This window comes from Rhizobium sp. WSM409, from assembly GCF_057653825.1.
In genome coordinates, this window is the sequence record NZ_JBYGKP010000006.1 from 182495 (window position 1) to 197629 (window position 15135).

At 61.7% G+C, this 15135-nt stretch carries 16 protein-coding genes; 12 read left to right on the plus strand and 4 right to left on the minus strand.

Annotated features, from left to right (window positions below; all coding sequences use genetic code 11):
- Positions 1–238 precede the first annotated feature (238 nt).
- Genes AC25BC_RS35235 through AC25BC_RS35245 form a run of 3 tightly spaced genes read left to right on the plus strand, consistent with a single transcriptional unit; the run spans position 239 to position 3311 of the window.
- On the plus strand, positions 239–1552 hold the full coding sequence (locus AC25BC_RS35235) for a CmpA/NrtA family ABC transporter substrate-binding protein (RefSeq protein ID WP_113544896.1): 1314 nt from the start codon (positions 239–241) through the stop codon (positions 1550–1552).
- A gap of 56 nt (positions 1553–1608) precedes the next feature.
- Positions 1609–2502: a nitrate ABC transporter permease gene (gene ntrB / locus AC25BC_RS35240; RefSeq protein ID WP_128438950.1), complete on the plus strand. Its 894-nt coding sequence runs from the start codon at positions 1609–1611 to the stop codon at positions 2500–2502.
- Positions 2503–2513: 11 nt separating this feature from the next.
- Positions 2514–3311, plus strand: a complete 798-nt coding sequence (locus AC25BC_RS35245; protein ID WP_128438949.1) for an ABC transporter ATP-binding protein — start codon at positions 2514–2516, stop codon at positions 3309–3311.
- An 83-nt stretch (positions 3312–3394) separates the two neighbouring features.
- Here the strand turns inward: AC25BC_RS35245 and AC25BC_RS35250 are convergent, their stop codons facing one another.
- Positions 3395–4069 carry a GntR family transcriptional regulator gene (locus AC25BC_RS35250; RefSeq protein WP_017997636.1) on the minus strand — a complete coding sequence of 225 codons (675 nt, stop codon included), beginning with the start codon at positions 4067–4069 and terminating at the stop codon, positions 3395–3397.
- A 338-nt stretch (positions 4070–4407) separates the two neighbouring features.
- Here AC25BC_RS35250 and AC25BC_RS35255 point away from each other — a divergent pair, with 338 nt between their 5' ends.
- From AC25BC_RS35255 to AC25BC_RS35295, 9 genes are read left to right on the plus strand one after another with little or no spacing between them, the layout of a single operon-like run.
- A complete protein-coding gene (locus AC25BC_RS35255) occupies positions 4408–5535 on the plus strand; it encodes a BMP family ABC transporter substrate-binding protein (RefSeq protein ID WP_128438948.1) in 1128 nt (375 codons plus the stop codon).
- Positions 5536–5555: 20 nt separating this feature from the next.
- On the plus strand, positions 5556–6683 hold the full coding sequence (locus AC25BC_RS35260) for an ABC transporter permease (protein WP_128438947.1): 1128 nt from the start codon (positions 5556–5558) through the stop codon (positions 6681–6683).
- Positions 6683–7609 carry an ABC transporter permease gene (locus AC25BC_RS35265; protein ID WP_017997633.1) on the plus strand — a complete coding sequence of 309 codons (927 nt, stop codon included), beginning with the start codon at positions 6683–6685 and terminating at the stop codon, positions 7607–7609. The genes AC25BC_RS35260 and AC25BC_RS35265 overlap by 1 nt, the downstream gene beginning before the upstream one ends.
- A 12-nt stretch (positions 7610–7621) precedes the next feature.
- A complete protein-coding gene (locus AC25BC_RS35270) occupies positions 7622–8638 on the plus strand; it encodes a formamidase (RefSeq protein ID WP_128438946.1) in 1017 nt (338 codons plus the stop codon).
- 11 nt (positions 8639–8649) lie between these two features.
- Positions 8650–9351: a biuret amidohydrolase gene (gene biuH, locus AC25BC_RS35275; protein ID WP_128439019.1), complete on the plus strand. Its 702-nt coding sequence runs from the start codon at positions 8650–8652 to the stop codon at positions 9349–9351.
- Entirely contained in the window at positions 9351–10406 is a 1056-nt protein-coding gene (gene atzD, locus AC25BC_RS35280; RefSeq protein WP_012760697.1) for a cyanuric acid amidohydrolase, read from the plus strand. Before biuH ends, atzD begins: the two co-directional genes overlap by 1 nt.
- 1 nt (position 10407) lies before the next feature.
- Complete coding sequence (locus tag AC25BC_RS35285) at positions 10408–11958, plus strand: ABC transporter ATP-binding protein (protein ID WP_012760696.1); 1551 nt, start codon at positions 10408–10410, stop codon at positions 11956–11958.
- Positions 11958–12626 carry a cysteine hydrolase family protein gene (locus AC25BC_RS35290; protein ID WP_128438945.1) on the plus strand — a complete coding sequence of 223 codons (669 nt, stop codon included), beginning with the start codon at positions 11958–11960 and terminating at the stop codon, positions 12624–12626. Before AC25BC_RS35285 ends, AC25BC_RS35290 begins: the two co-directional genes overlap by 1 nt.
- The gene (locus tag AC25BC_RS35295; protein ID WP_012760694.1) at positions 12619–12972 is read left to right on the plus strand and encodes a cupin domain-containing protein; all 354 of its coding nucleotides are present in this window, start codon (positions 12619–12621) and stop codon (positions 12970–12972) included. Before AC25BC_RS35290 ends, AC25BC_RS35295 begins: the two co-directional genes overlap by 8 nt.
- A gap of 51 nt (positions 12973–13023) precedes the next feature.
- Here AC25BC_RS35295 and AC25BC_RS35300 read toward each other — a convergent pair whose 3' ends face one another.
- From AC25BC_RS35300 to AC25BC_RS35310, 3 genes are read right to left on the minus strand one after another with little or no spacing between them, the layout of a single operon-like run.
- Positions 13024–13815 carry an amino acid ABC transporter ATP-binding protein gene (locus tag AC25BC_RS35300; protein ID WP_012760693.1) on the minus strand — a complete coding sequence of 264 codons (792 nt, stop codon included), beginning with the start codon at positions 13813–13815 and terminating at the stop codon, positions 13024–13026.
- On the minus strand, positions 13812–14480 hold the full coding sequence (locus AC25BC_RS35305; RefSeq protein ID WP_012760692.1) for an amino acid ABC transporter permease: 669 nt from the start codon (positions 14478–14480) through the stop codon (positions 13812–13814). Before AC25BC_RS35305 ends, AC25BC_RS35300 begins: the two co-directional genes overlap by 4 nt.
- Positions 14477–15118 carry an amino acid ABC transporter permease gene (locus tag AC25BC_RS35310; RefSeq protein WP_003555545.1) on the minus strand — a complete coding sequence of 214 codons (642 nt, stop codon included), beginning with the start codon at positions 15116–15118 and terminating at the stop codon, positions 14477–14479. Before AC25BC_RS35310 ends, AC25BC_RS35305 begins: the two co-directional genes overlap by 4 nt.
- Between the last annotated feature and the right edge of the window lie 17 nt (positions 15119–15135).

Here is a 15135-nt window from a genome sequence, read left to right on the forward strand (position 1 = left end):
TTCTTCGGGTTTCTCTTTTTACTTCAAGCTGTTACCAGCATCCTGCAGAACTGGCACGCCGATTGCAGGTTCAGATACGCATCGGTCAACGGCGACCGGTGCGGATAGGCGCGGCATAAGCGCCTACAATAGACACCGACGTCGCAAGGTTTTTGCTCCGGGATTCTCCCATCCCCTGGACGCAATTTCCGGCGGCGTTTTTTTGTGTCCAAATTCAGCCAGCAGAGGGAACCTGCGCATGACTAAGAATTTGCAGACTGGGATTTCGACAACCGGCATTACCCGCCGCAGCATGCTCAAGACGACTGCAGCGGCTGCCCTCATCGGCGCTGTCAAGACGGCCTTTCCATCCGGCGCCTTCGCAGCCGGAGCAGGTCCTGAGGTGAAGGGCGTCAAGCTCGGTTTTATCGCTCTCACCGATTCCGCGCCGCTGATCATCGCCAAGGAAAAGGGCTTTTTCGACAAGCATGGCCTTCCGGAAACGGATGTGGCCAAACAGGCCTCCTGGGGTGCGACCCGCGACAACCTCGTGCTGGGTGGCGCCGCAAACGGCATCGACGGTGCGCATATCCTGTCGCCGCTCCCCTATCTCATGCATACCGGCAAGGTGACGCAGAACAATAAGCCGGTGCCGATGGCAATCCTCGCCCGGCTCAACCTCGACAGCCAGGGCATTTCCGTCGCCAAGGAATATGCCGACACCGGCGTGCAGCTCGATTCCTCCAAGCTGAAGGCGGCATTCGAGAAGAAGAAGGCGGAGGGCAAGGAGATCAAGGCCGCCATGACCTTCCCGGGCGGCACCCATGACCTCTGGATCCGCTACTGGCTCGCCGCCGGCGGCATTGATCCGAACAAGGACGTTTCGACCATCGTCGTGCCGCCGCCGCAGATGGTTGCCAACATGAAGGTCGGCAACATGGACGTCTTCTGTGTCGGCGAACCGTGGAATGAGCAGCTCGTCAACCAGGGCATCGGCTTTACCGCAGCCACCACCGGCGAACTCTGGAAGGGTCATCCTGAAAAGGCGCTCGGACTGCGCGCCGAATGGATCGAAAAGAATCCCAATGCTGCCAAGGCCCTGCTGATGGCTGTCATGGAGGCGCAGCAGTGGTGCGAAAGCATGGACAACAAGGCGGAGATGGCTGACATTCTCGGCAAGCGCCAATGGTTCAACGTTCCGACCAAGGACGTGCTCGGCCGCCTCAAGGGCGACATCAATTATGGCAATGGCCGCGAGGTCAAGGCCACCGACCTCTATATGAAGTTCTGGAAAGACGGCGCCTCCTATCCGTTCAAGAGCCACGACACATGGTTCATGACGGAAAACATCCGTTGGGGAAATCTGCCGGCGAGCACCGACATCAAGGCGCTGGTCAACCAGGTGAACCGTGAAGACATCTGGCGCGAGGCCGCCAAGGATCTCGGCGTCGCGGCGGCCGATATCCCCGCATCGTCTTCTCGCGGCAAGGAGACTTTCTTCGACGGCAAGGTCTTCGACCCTGAAAATCCTTCGGCCTATCTCGACAGCCTTTCGATCAAGGCTGTCTCCTGACCCGCTCCGGCGCGCAACGGGCGCGCCGGCCTTTCATTCCCGTGAGGAGCGCGTTGATGTCCGCCCTGGCAAATAAAGAAATTCCCTCAACGTCTGCCTCCGCCAAGCTGGCGGCAAAGGTTCTGCCATTTTCCGGCAAGCATGGATCGCGGATCGATTTTCGTCGAGCGGCACTGACCGCACTTCGCAACGTCGTTCCGCCAGTCGTCGTGCTGGCACTCATCCTGCTCGTCTGGCAGGTGCTCTGTTCGTCGGCGGATGCGTCTTTGCCCTCGCCGCATCGGGTCTGGCAGGATAGCTATGACCTGATCGCCTATCCGTTTTTCAACTACGGCTCCCAGGATATCGGGCTCGGCTGGCGCGTGCTCATTTCGCTGCAGCGCGTTCTCTATGGCTTTGGGCTTGCCGCGGTCACCGGCGTCATCATCGGTGCGATCATCGGGCAGTCGATCTGGGCAATGCGTGGCCTCGATCCGATCTTCCAGGTGCTGCGTACGGTTCCACCGCTCGCCTGGCTGCCGCTGTCGCTCGCAGCCTTCCAGGATTCCAATCCTTCGGCGATCTTCGTGATCTTCATCACTTCGATCTGGCCGGTGATCATCAACACCGCCGTTGGCGTCCGCAATATCCCGCAGGATTACCGCAACGTCGCCGAGGTGCTGCGTCTCAACCAGTTCGAGTTTTTCTGGAAGATCATGCTGCCTTCGGCAGCGCCTTACATCTTCACAGGCCTCAGGATCGGCGTCGGCCTCTCCTGGCTCGCCATCGTCGCGGCCGAAATGCTGACGGGCGGCGTCGGCATCGGCTTCTTCATCTGGGACGCATGGAACTCGTCGCGCCTTCCGGACATCATCGTCGCGCTCGCCTATATCGGCATCGTCGGCTTCGCCCTCGACAAGCTGGTGGCAGCACTCGGCAAACTCATCACCCGCGGCGCCATGGCCAACTGAGGAACGCCCCTATGAACGCCTATCTGAAGCTTGATCATATCGACAAACACTTCGATCGGGGCGGCGTGCGCGCCGAGGTCCTGAAGGACATCAACCTGACGATTTCCGCGGGCGAATTCGTCTCGATCATCGGCCATTCGGGCTGCGGCAAATCCACCCTGCTCAACCTCATCGCTGGCCTTACTCCGGTATCGGCAGGCGCCGTGCTGCTTGAAAACCGTGAGGTCAACGGGCCCGGTCCGGAGCGCGCCGTCGTCTTCCAGAACCACTCGCTGCTGCCCTGGTTGACGGTCTACGAGAACGTCAATCTCGCCGTCTCCAAACTCTTCAGCCGAACAAAGACCAAATCCGAGCGGCATGACTGGGTCATGGCCAACCTCGACCTCGTGCAGATGGCGCATGCGAGGGATAAGCGGCCTTCGGAAATTTCAGGCGGCATGAAACAACGCGTCGGCATTGCCCGCGCGCTTTCAATGGAGCCGAAGATCCTGCTGCTCGACGAGCCCTTCGGCGCGCTCGATGCGCTGACCCGCGCCCATCTTCAGGATGCGGTGATGGAGATCCACGCTCGCCTCGGCAACACCATGGTGATGATCACCCATGACGTCGATGAAGCGGTGCTGCTGTCCGATCGCATCGTGATGATGACCAACGGTCCGGCGGCCCGCATCGGCGAAGTGCTCGATGTGACCATGCCCCGCCCCCGCAATCGCATCGAACTCGCCTCCGACCGGACCTATCTCAAATGCCGTGAAGCCGTGCTGAAGTTCCTCTACGAACGTCACCGCTTCATCGAAGCGGCGGAGTAGAGACCGGGGACATAACCTCGGCGTTTACCGGCCGTGGTCTTTTCGCCTTCGTAGCGGCGCGTGATTTCAGGCGTCGCGCCTCTTTACTCCCCGGGCGTTGCAAAGACCGCGCTGGCATCGCTGACAATTTCCACATGGGAATATGCCGCCTGCCCGGCGGCGGCGGCGTCCGCGCGCATGATCGCGGTGACGATCCGGCCGTGCTCCTCATAGGATTTTGCCAGGCGCCCGGGCAGACGGAACTGCGCCCGCCGAAAGGGCGCGAGGCGCGCCCGCGTCTGCGTGACCATCTCGAAGACATGATCATTGTGCGCGCCGCGATAAAGCCGGGTGTGAAAGTCGGTATTGTGAGCCGAATATTCTTCTTCCGCACCGGCATGCACGAGCCTCACCGATTCCCGATGCTCCAGCTCCAGCGCGCGCCGCTCATCGACCGTCATACGCTCGGCCGAGAGCCTGGCGCAGATCGCTTCGAGTTCGGCCATCGCTTCGAACATCGAATGCAGATAAGCCTCGGTGACATTGGTCACGACGGCACTGCGGTTCGGCTCGCGCGCAATCAATCCCATGGCGCCCAGCTCACGCAGAGCCTCGCGTACCGGCGTGCGCGAAACGTCAAAACGAACCGCGAGCGACACCTCGTCCAATTTCGCGCCAGGCAGGATTTCCCCCGTGACGATCATGTCGGCAATCGCTCGCACCATCTGTTCGACGGTGGTTCCGGTACGGATCACTTCTCTGCGCCTGGTCTGCTTCACGATACGAATCTGCTCACGTCAACATTCTGCATACAGATGCGGTTCGAGACTCGATAAGTCAAATCTAGTGGCGAAGATATTGTTAAATTTTCGCTTTCCGATGCACGAGCACCTCAGGCAATCCGAATTTATGCGAATCGCGCAGTAACAATGAACAAGAAATATCTATTGATTACTTTTTACGCAAAGATTCGATCAATCTGCATGCACTTTGCAATGCACAGATCTTGCTGGGGCGGATAAACTATAAAAAACAATAGATTAATTTCTGGCACATGCATTGCATGCACTTTTCTGTACCCGTTCGCAACCGGCCCAGCGCCGCAAGGAGCATTCCGATGACCAAACTCCTTTCCATGAACCGCCGTAATTTCCTCCAGGCTTCCGCTGCCGGTGCGCTTGCCGGCGCCATGCCCGGCCTGATCGCCTCCTCCGCCGCAGCCCAAACAGCGCTGACCGTGGGCTTCATCTATGTCGGTCCTAAGGACGACTACGGCTACAACCAGGCGCATGCGGAAGGTGCAGCCGTGGTCAAGGCGCTATCGGGCGTGACGCTGGTCGAAGAAGAGAATGTGCCGGAAACCGTCGACGTCCAGAAGACGATGGAATCCATGATCAACCTGGATGGCGCGACCCTGCTCTTTCCGACCTCCTTCGGCTACTTCGACCCGCACATGCTGGCCGTGGCCGCCAAACATCCCGACATCCAGTTCCGCCACTGCGGCGGCCTCTGGCAGGAGGGCAAGAACCCGGCGAACACCGGCTCCTATTTCGGCTATATCTTCCAGGGCCAGTATCTGAACGGCATTGCCGCCGGCCATGCGACGAAGAGCAAGAAGATCGGCTTCGTCGCCGCCAAGCCGATCCCGCAGGTCCTGCAGAATATCAACGCCTTCCTGCTTGGAGCGCGCGCAGTCGATCCTGGTATCACCTGCCAGGTGATCTTCACCGGCGAATGGTCGCTCGCCGTCAAGGAGGCCGAAGCCACCAACGCCTTGGTCGACCAGGGCGTCGACGTCATCACCTGCCACGTCGACAGCCCCAAAGTGGTCGTCGAGACGGCCGCCGGCCGCGGCGCCTTCGTCTGCGGCTATCACGCCAACCAGAGCCCGCTTGCTCCGGAAAAATACCTGACCGGCGCCGAATGGGCCTGGGGCAACGTCTACAGCGACTTCGTCAAGAAGGCGCAGGCCGGCGAAAAGCTCGGCAACTTCGTGCGCGGCGGCCTGAAGGACGGCTTCGTGAAGATGAGCGCGCTCGGTCCCGCCGTGTCGGCAGAGGGCCGCAAGGCCTTCGAAGCCACGCAGGCTGAGATGATGAAGGGCGGCTTCTCGGTCTTCAAGGGACCGTTGAAGGACAATAAGGGCGACACCGTCGTGGCTGCCGACAAGAGCTACGCCGAAGACGCGATCGAGCTCGAGAGCATGAATTATCTGGTCGAGGGCGTCGTCGGGTCCACGGCATAAACCGCGAAGGGAGAAGCGCCATGACCATCGAGGCCAATGATCCCGCAATAGCCATCACGGAAAAACCGGTGTCGCTGCGCCCCATCTTCGAATGGATCGCGCGGCGAGCCGAGCCTGTTGTCATCGGCCTCGCGGCCATCCTGATCGGTCTTGCGCTCTTCTCCCTCTTCATCCTGGCGGTCGGCAAGTCGCCGGCCACCCTCTTCCAACTGATGTATACCGGCGGTTTCGGCAGCTGGTTTTCGGTGCAGAACAGCTTAAGTCGTGCCGCACCCCTTCTCCTGACGGCACTCTGCGTCGCCCTGCCCGCCCGCCTCGGCCTCGTCATCATCGGCGGGGAAGGAGCGGTCGTGCTGGGCGGCGTTGCCGCCGCAGCCATGGCTCTGCCGCTCGCCGGCACCGCGCCTGTTTTCCTCACTCTCATTCTGATGGCAATCGCTGCCATGGTGGTCGGCGGCATCTGGATCGGCCTTGCCGGTTTCCTGCGGCACTATCGCGGCGTCAATGAAACCATTTCGTCGCTGCTGCTCTCCTATATCGCCATCGCCCTGATGAACCAGTTTGTCGAAGGGGTGCTGCGCGATCCTGCAAGCCTCAACAAGCCGTCGACCAGGCCGCTGCCGGCGGACTACATGCTCGGCAACATTCCCGGCATGGACGTGCATTGGGGCCTCGTCATCGGCATCCTCGCCTGCATGATCTCCTGGATCGTGATCGAGGCGACGAGCTATGGTTTTGCCGCCCGCATCGCCGGCGGCAACGTGCGCGCCGCGCAGATCCAGGGGCTGCCGGTGGGCAAGCTGATTGCCGGATTTACCGCGCTTGCCGGCAGCTTTGCCGGTCTGGCGGGCATGATCGAAGTGGCGGCGGTGCAGGGAAGTGCCAACGCCTCGCTTGCCGCCGGCTACGGTTATACCGGTATCCTCGTCGCCTTCCTCGCCAGGCACAATCCGCTGGCGATCATTCCGGTCGCGATCCTGCTCGGTGGCATCGACGCCTCGGGCGGCCTCATCCAGCGGCGCATGGGCCTGCCGGATGCTACGGTTCTGGTGCTGCAGGGGACGCTCTTCATCGTCATTCTCTTCTGCGAGACCTTCTACGGCCGCTTCAAGATCTTCAATCCCGACCTCTGGAAAAGGAGCCTCTGATGGAAGAGACAGGCATCGGCATCTGGGGCGTGCCGCTGGCGATCTTCGCCGGCGCCATCCGCGTTTCCACGCCCTTCATCTTCGTCAGCCTCGGCGAGACGATCACGGAACGCTCCGGCCGCATCAATCTTGGCCTCGAAGGCACGCTCGTCTTCGGCGCCATGACGGCCTATGCGGTGGCCGTCATGACTGGCTCCCCGACCCTCGGCGTGCTGGCCGCAATGGTGGCGGGCGCGACCTTCGGCCTTATACACGGCTGGATCTGCAAATTCCCCAAGGTCAACGACATCGCCATCGGCATTGCCATGATGCAGTTCGGTCTCGGCATGGCGTTCTTCCTCGGCAAATCCTTCATCCAGCCGGTGGCGCCGAAACTGCCCTCGATCCCGCTCGGCGGCTGGTCGAGCACTCCGCAAGTCCAGGCGGCGCTCAATATCAACGTGCTGTTCTTCATCGGCGCGGCACTTGCCCTCTTCCTGTTCTGGGCCTTCAAGAATACCCGCATCGGCCTGATCCTGCGCGTCGTCGGCGACAGCACCGACGCGGCCCGGGCCATGGGCATCCATCCGGACCGGGTTCGCTTGCTGGCAACGGCAGTGGGCGGTTCGCTGGCGGCAATCGGCGGCGCCTATCTCTCGCTCTACTATCCGGGCTCCTGGAACGAAGGCATCTCGTCGGGTCAGGGCCTGATGGCGGTGGCTCTCGTCATCTTCGCTCGCTGGAATCCGATCGGCTGCTTTCTCGCTGCCCTGCTTTTCGGCGGTGCTGGCGCGCTCGGCCCGGCGCTGCAATCGGTCGGCGTCACGCAAGGCTACTACCTTTTTTACGCCGCGCCTTACGTGCTCACCCTCATCATCCTGATCGCCACCTCCTCGCCCACCCGTTCGCTCGCCGGTGCGCCGGGTGCGCTCTCGCTCACGAAATAACGGAGCCTTTCGATGAACGGACTTGGCGGTCTCAACAAATCCGAACACGGCGTCGGTATCGGCCTGGTGCAGCTCCAGCTGCCGGTGACCGTTACCAAAGCGGACTTGGCAAAACAGGCGCAGGTGATCGTCGATCTGGTGGCCAAAGCGCGGCGCAACCAGCCGGGCATGGACCTCGTCGTCTTTCCCGAATACGCGCTGCATGGCCTTTCCATGGACATCAATCCGGAGATCATGTGCACGCTCGACGGGCCGGAGGTCGCGGCCTTCAAGCAGGCCTGCAGGGACAACCGGATCTGGGGCTGCTTCTCGATCATGGAGCTGAACCTTGGCGCCATGCCCTACAACTCCGGCATCGTCATCGACGATCAGGGCGAGTTGAAGCTCTATTACCGCAAGATGCATCCCTGGATCCCCGTCGAGCCCTGGGAGCCCGGCGATCTTGGCATCCCTGTCATCGAGGGCCCGCGGGGCGCGAAGCTCGCTCTGATCATCTGCCATGACGGCATGTTCCCGGAGATGGCGCGCGAATGCGCCTATAAGGGCGCCGAAATCATGATCCGCACGGCCGGCTATACGGCGCCGATCCGCGATGCCTGGCGCTTCACCAATCAGGCCAACGCCTTCTGCAATCTGATTGTCACCGCAAATGTCTGCATGTGCGGCTCGGACGGCACGTTCGATTCCATGGGTGAAGGCATGATCTGCAATTTCGACGGCACGATCATCGCCCACGGCACTTCCGGCCGCGTCAACGAGATCATCACCGCCGAGGTGCGGCCTGATCTGGTGCGCGAGGCCCGGCTCGGCTGGGGCGTCGAGAACAACATCTACCAGTTCGGCCATCGCGGCTATGTCGCCGTCGCCGGCGGCGCTCAGGATGCGCCCTACACCTACATGCACGACCTCATCGCCGGCAAATACCGCCTGCCATGGGAAGACGAAATAGAGGTCAAGGACGGCACGTCCTGCGGATTTGACAAGCCGATGCGCCGCTACGGCGAACCCCTCAAACCTGCCGCGGAATAGGAGAGAGAATGATGGACGCGATGGTCGACACCAAAGGGCATTTTATCGACGCCGATCCCTATCCGTGGCCCTATAACGGCGCTCTCCGGCCAGACAATACCGCCCTCATCATCATCGACATGCAGACCGATTTCTGCGGCAAGGGTGGCTATGTCGACCATATGGGCTACGACCTGTCGCTGGTGCAGGCGCCGATCGAACCCATCAAACGTGTGCTGGCCGCCATGCGGGCCAAGGGCTATCACATCATCCATACCCGCGAGGGCCATCGCCCCGACCTTGCCGATCTGCCGGCCAACAAACGCTGGCGCTCGCAGCGGATCGGCGCCGGCATCGGTGATGCCGGCCCCTGCGGCCGAATCCTGACGCGTGGCGAACCGGGCTGGGACATCATCCCCGAACTCTACCCGATCGAAGGCGAGACGATCATCGACAAGCCCGGCAAGGGTTCGTTCTGCGCCACCGACCTCGAACTCATCCTCAACCAGAAGCGCATCGAGAACATTATCCTCACGGGGATCACCACCGATGTCTGCGTTTCGACGACGATGCGCGAGGCAAACGACCGCGGCTACGAATGCCTACTTCTGGAGGACTGCTGCGGTGCGACCGACTACGGAAACCACCTCGCCGCGATCAAGATGGTGAAGATGCAGGGCGGCGTCTTCGGCTCGGTCTCCAATTCCGCGGCTCTAGTCGAGGCGCTGCCCTGATGCCGTCATTGCGTGCCCATGTCTTTCGCGTGCCAGCCGACGGCCCCGATGACGTTGCCGGCGTCGAGGCGCTCTTTGCCAGCGGCCTTCAGGCGAACAACGTCGTCGCCGTTCTCGGCAAGACGGAAGGCAACGGCTGCGTCAATGATTTTACCCGCGGTTATGCCACCCGCAGCTTCGAGACATTGTTCAGTAGATATGGCGTCGACGGCGTCTCGATCATCATGTCCGGCGGCACCGAGGGGGCGCTCTCGCCGCATTGGACGGTTTTTGCGCGTGAAACCGTAGAAACCCCGGGCGAACGGGCGCTGGCCATTGGTGTGTCGCGTACCCCCGCGCTGCCCCCCGAACATCTCGGGCGCCGGGAACAGATCCTGCTCGTTGCCGAAGGCGTGAAGTCCGCGATGAGGGATGCCGGCATCGATGATCCCGCCGATGTCCATTTCGTGCAGATCAAGTGTCCCCTGCTCACCTCGCGCCGGATTGCCGAGGCCGAGGCAGCAGGCAGGACGGTCGCAACCCACGACACGCTGAAATCCATGGGCCTCTCGCGCGGCGCTTCGGCTCTCGGCGTCGCCGTGGCACTCGGCGAGATAGATGCGACATCGATCGGCGATGCCGACATCTGCACACGTTTCGATCTCTTTTCCCGCTGCGCCTCAACCTCGTCCGGGGGCGAACTCACCGATCACGAAATCATCGTCCTCGGCATGAGCGCAAAATGGTCCGGTCCGCTGTCGATCGACCACGCGGTCATGCTGGATGCGATCGACGCGCATTCCGTCAGGAAAGCCCGCGAACGCCTGCCGGAAAACAGCCGGCTGGCGGCGGTTCTCGCCAAGGCCGAGCCGGACCCGTCCGGCAGGATCGACGGCAGGCGCCACACGATGCTCGATGACTCGGATATTGCAGGCACCCGCCATGCCCGTGCCTTCGTCGGCGGCGTTCTCGCCGGCATCTTCGGCATTACCGATCTCTATGTGTCCGGCGGCGCCGAACACCAGGGTCCGCCCGGCGGCGGTCCCGTCGCCATCATCGTCGAAAAGGAGCAATGAAGTGAGCACAGTCCGCGACACGCCCCTTCCGCAAGCCGGCAAGGCCGTCGGCATCGAGACGCTCGATATGACCATGCGTTTCGGCAGCTTCACCGCGCTCGACAACGTCTCTATCGCCGTTCCGGCCGGCTCTTTTCACGCGCTTCTCGGCGAAAACGGCGCCGGCAAGTCGACGCTCGTCAAATGCATCATGGGCTTCTATCACGCCACGTCAGGCTCGTTGTCGGTCGACGGCCGCGAGGTGGCGGTCGCCTCACCCAAGGATGCCGCGACCTATGGGCTCGGCATGGTCTACCAGCATTTCACACTGGTTCCCTCTCTGACCGGTGCGGAAAACCTGGTCATCAGCCGCACCGAAGTGCCCGCGGTGATCAACTGGCCCAGGGAACGCAAGGATCTGGCGGCTTTCATGGAGCGCATGCCGTTCAAGATCCCGCTCGACAGGCCGGTGAGCGAGCTTGCCGCCGGCGAAAAACAGAAGCTCGAAATCGTCAAGCAGCTCTATCTCGGCCGTTCCTTCCTCGTCCTCGACGAGCCGACCTCGGTGCTGACGCCGGCCGAAGCCGATGAGATGCTCGGCATCGTCCGCGGGATGACCGAGCGCGGCGAGCTCACCGTGCTGATGATCTCCCACAAGTTCCACGAGGTGACGAAGTTCGCTGATGCCGTCTCGATCCTGCGGCGCGGCAAGCTGGTCGGCACCGGCAAGGTCGGCGAGCTCTCCACCGCCGAGATGGCGGCGATGATGATCGGCGACGTCAAGCTCGCCGAGCTCGACAGCCGTCTGCCGGTGGCGGAAGCGGCCAAATCCGTGCTCACTGTGACCCAGGTGAAAGCTCCGGATCGCTCCGGCCTGAAGACGATCGAGATCGACGCGCTGACGGTCCGCTCCGGTGAGATCGTCGGCATCGCCGGCATATCCGGCAACGGCCAGAAGGAGCTGACGGAAATTCTGGCCGGCCAGCGCCCGACCGATAGCGGCCAGGTCATGGTCAATGGCGAGACTTACGGCGCCACCCGTGAGGAGACCCGCAAGAACAGGGTGCGTTTCATCCCCGAAGAGCCGTTGCAGAATGCCTGTGCGCCCAAGATGACCGTGAGCGAGAACCTTGCGTTCCGCACCTTCGATTTGAAGCTGGACGGCAAGGACGCGATCTGGCTGAACAAGGGCAGCATGAAGAAGCGTGCCTCGGCGCTGATCTCCGACTTCAAGGTCAAGACGGCCTCTTCCTCCTCGCCGATCGCAGCGCTCTCGGGCGGCAACGTGCAGCGGGCGGTGCTCGCCCGCGAACTGACCGGCGATGTCGATCTGCTGATAGTCTCCAACCCCTGTTTCGGCCTCGATTTCTCGGCCGTTGCCGAAATCCGCGCCCGGATCATGAAGGCCCGCAATTTGGGAGCCGCCGTGCTGCTGCTTTCGGAAGACCTCGACGAACTGCTCGAGATGTCCGACCGCATCATGGTCATTTCGGAAGGCAAGCTGGTTTACGAGACACCGGCGCGTTCGGCCGATATCGGCGTGATCGGCGCCCACATGGCGGGGCATCATTGATGATGGGGATCAAGGCAGAACCCTTCGCCTTTCCGGTGAAACACGATGAGCTCGCCCTCATCGTCATCGACATGCAGCGCGATTTCGCCGAGCCGGGCGGATTCGGCGCCAGCCTCGGCAACGATGTCAGCCGCATCACCAGGATCGTGCCCGATGTCAAACGCCTCATCCAGGGCTTCCGCAATGCCGGCCTGCCTGTGATCCATACGATGGAGTGCCACCGGCCTGATCTCTCCGACCTGCCACCGGCCAAACGCGACCGCGGCAATCCTGCGCTCAGGATCGGCGACGAAGGCCCGATGGGCCGCATCCTGATCGCGGGCGAACCCGGCACGGCAATTCTTCCGGAGCTCGCTCCGGTGAAGGGCGAAGTCGTCATCGAAAAACCCGGCAAGGGCGCCTTCTACGCGACCGACCTCGGCACCGTGTTGCAGCAGAAGGGCATACGTCAGCTCGTCTTTGCCGGTGTCACCACCGAAGTCTGCGTGCAGACGACGATGCGCGAAGCAAACGACCGCGGCTATGAATGCCTGCTCGCCGAGGAGGCCACGGAAAGCTATTTCCCCGAATTCAAAGCCGCCGCCATCGCCATGATCCGCGCCCAGGGCGCGATCGTCGGCTGGACCGCCCATATCGACGACATTCTGGAAAGCATCGCCCATGCCTGAAACGACCCGCGAACGCCTGACCTCAGGCGGCTGGAAGGAGTTGGAATTCGGCCCTTTCCGCGATGCTGTCACCATTCACTGGATCCGCCCCTTCGAGGGCGATCAGCCGGGCGTGGCGCTGCTGAAATATGAGCCTGGCGCCTCCGTTCCCCGCCATCGCCACGAGGGGCTCGAGACCATCCTGGTGCTCGATGGCGTTCAATCCGACGAGACGGGCGATTACATCAGCGGCAGTTATATCGTCAATGCACCGGGCAGCGAACATTCGGTCTGGAGCGAGACCGGCTGTGTCGTGCTCATCCAGTGGGACCGGCCCGTCAAAATATTCGAAGACGACACTGCCTGAACCCGACGCCGGCCTTGAAGGTCTGCCCGACGATCCGAAAGGACATGAACGTCACAGCAGCATCGAGGCGCCGCGATCGATATAGGTATCCAGAAATTGCTCGAGGCGGGGATTTCTCGGCCGTTTGAAGACGTCCTGCGGCGGGCCGGTGAACAGCACCTTGCCGTGATCGAGAAAGATGATCTGCTGGCCGACCGTCGCGGCAAATCCGATCTCGTGGGAGACGACGACCATCGTCATGCCCTCGGCGGCGAGATCGCGCATGACGTTGAGCACCTCGCCGGTCAGCTCGGGATCAAGTGACGAGGTCGGCTCGTCAAACAGCATGATCTTCGGGTTGAGGGCTAGCGCCCGGGCGATGGCGACGCGCTGCTGTTGCCCTCCCGAGAGCTGCGACGGATAGTGCCCTGCCCTGCCCTCGAGGCCGACCTTGACGAGCTGGGCCATTGCCCGCTCCTCAGCATCCTTGCGGCTCATCTTGTGAACGGACTTCAGCGCCTCGCTGACATTGCCGAGCGCGGTCATATGCGGCCAGAGATTGAACTGCTGAAAAACCATGCCGATCTGGGATCGGATCCGCCGGTTCGCCGCCGCCGGCACCCGCTCCCGGACGCCCTTGGCGTTTTCCGCAAAGCCAAGCACCTCGCCGTTGACGGCAATCGTACCCTTCGTCGATTCCTCGAGAAACGCCATGCAGCGCAGCAGCGTACTCTTGCCGGATCCGGATGGGCCGATGACGCAGGAAACCTGTCCCTGAACGATGTCGAGGTCGATGCCCTGCAGCACGGTGGAACCGCCGAAGGTCTTGACGAGATTTTTGACTGCGATCGCAGGAATGCTCATATGTTGAAAAACCTGAATCTTGAGAGTTTCGTTTCGGCGAGGTGACCGAGCCAGCCGGTGATTTCCACCAGCGCCCAATAAAAAAGGGCAAGCACGAAGAGCGCCTCGACGAAAGCATATTGCTGCGAACCGATCGCACTCAACGTCGCCGTCAACTCCGGCACGGTGATGATGGACAGCACGGCCGTCTCCTTCATCAGGATGATCGTCATGTTGACCGAAGGCGGCAACACCAGCATGGTCATCTCCGGCAGCAATATGCGTCGGACGATCTGCCCTTGTGTCAGGCCAACGCACAGGCCGGCCTCGATATGTCCCTTCGGGACGGCGGCAAAGCCCGAACGGAAAATCTCGCTGAAATAAGCCGCCCCGTAGATGGAAAGGCCGATGACGCCGGCCGGGATCGGATCGAGTGACAATCCGACGAAGGGGCCGCCGTAGTAGACGAGGAATATCTGAATCAGGAACGGCGTGCCGCGCAGCACCGCGATGACAACGCCGAATGCCTTGTCCGGGACAACGCCGCCAAAACGCCTGGCAACGGCAACAAGGAAGCCGAGCGCGGCAGCGGCCGGCGTGGTGACGATCCAGATGACGATGGTGAGCCATGCGCCGCTGAGGATTTCCGGAAAATTGTTGAAAATCACATTGATGTCGAAGGTCATCGCGGCACTCCCGGCAGGGAGCGTTCGATCAGGCCGCCCGCAAGGGCGACGATCCAATTGATGATGAAATAGATTAGACCGGCGGAAGCGAAAATCTCAAGCGGCAGGAAGGTGCTGCCGGCAAGATCCTGGGCCATGCGCGTCAGCTCGATGACGCCGACGACCGAGACCAGCGAAGACGCTTTCAGGATAAGGATCGCTTCGTTGACGAGTGCTGGAAAGGTCAGGCGCAGGGCGATCGGGGCCTTGATACGACGGAAGATCTGAACGGGACTCATGCCAACCATTTCGGCAGATTCGACCAGGCCCATGGGAACGCTGGCAAAACCGCCGCGCAGATTTTCAGCCTGGTAGGCTGCCGTACACAGCGACAGACCAACGATGGCCGCAACGATGCTTGGCACGTTGATGTCGATCGCCGGCAGCAGGTTATAGATCAGCAACAGCTGCACCAGCAGCGGCACTCCGCGAAAAAAACTGATGAAAATCTTCGCCGGCAGCACCAAAAGCCGTTGCTGCGAAAGCAACATGGCGGAAATAACGATCGCGATCGCAAAGCCGATCAGGATAGAAACCACGCTGATCGTCACCGTGTAGATCGAGGCTTGCAGAAGCAGTTCGAAAAGCTTGATGGACATGGGCGATGTTTGCCTGG

What these genes read in the sequence shown, in the direction of transcription:
- AC25BC_RS35290 (WP_128438945.1), top strand. Translation starts at nt 11,958, where the DNA reads ATGATGGGGATCAAGGCAGAACCCTTCGCCTTTCCGGTGAAACACGAT.
- AC25BC_RS35295 (WP_012760694.1), top strand. Translation starts at nt 12,619, where the DNA reads ATGCCTGAAACGACCCGCGAACGCCTGACCTCAGGCGGCTGGAAGGAG.
- AC25BC_RS35235 (WP_113544896.1), top strand. Translation starts at nt 239, where the DNA reads ATGACTAAGAATTTGCAGACTGGGATTTCGACAACCGGCATTACCCGC.
- AC25BC_RS35310 (WP_003555545.1), bottom strand. Translation starts at nt 15,118, where the DNA reads ATGTCCATCAAGCTTTTCGAACTGCTTCTGCAAGCCTCGATCTACACG.
- AC25BC_RS35260 (WP_128438947.1), top strand. Translation starts at nt 5,556, where the DNA reads ATGACCATCGAGGCCAATGATCCCGCAATAGCCATCACGGAAAAACCG.
- AC25BC_RS35305 (WP_012760692.1), bottom strand. Translation starts at nt 14,480, where the DNA reads ATGACCTTCGACATCAATGTGATTTTCAACAATTTTCCGGAAATCCTC.
- biuH (WP_128439019.1), top strand. Translation starts at nt 8,650, where the DNA reads ATGGACGCGATGGTCGACACCAAAGGGCATTTTATCGACGCCGATCCC.
- atzD (WP_012760697.1), top strand. Translation starts at nt 9,351, where the DNA reads ATGCCGTCATTGCGTGCCCATGTCTTTCGCGTGCCAGCCGACGGCCCC.
- AC25BC_RS35245 (WP_128438949.1), top strand. Translation starts at nt 2,514, where the DNA reads ATGAACGCCTATCTGAAGCTTGATCATATCGACAAACACTTCGATCGG.
- AC25BC_RS35265 (WP_017997633.1), top strand. Translation starts at nt 6,683, where the DNA reads ATGGAAGAGACAGGCATCGGCATCTGGGGCGTGCCGCTGGCGATCTTC.
- AC25BC_RS35300 (WP_012760693.1), bottom strand. Translation starts at nt 13,815, where the DNA reads ATGAGCATTCCTGCGATCGCAGTCAAAAATCTCGTCAAGACCTTCGGC.
- ntrB (WP_128438950.1), top strand. Translation starts at nt 1,609, where the DNA reads ATGTCCGCCCTGGCAAATAAAGAAATTCCCTCAACGTCTGCCTCCGCC.
- AC25BC_RS35255 (WP_128438948.1), top strand. Translation starts at nt 4,408, where the DNA reads ATGACCAAACTCCTTTCCATGAACCGCCGTAATTTCCTCCAGGCTTCC.
- AC25BC_RS35270 (WP_128438946.1), top strand. Translation starts at nt 7,622, where the DNA reads ATGAACGGACTTGGCGGTCTCAACAAATCCGAACACGGCGTCGGTATC.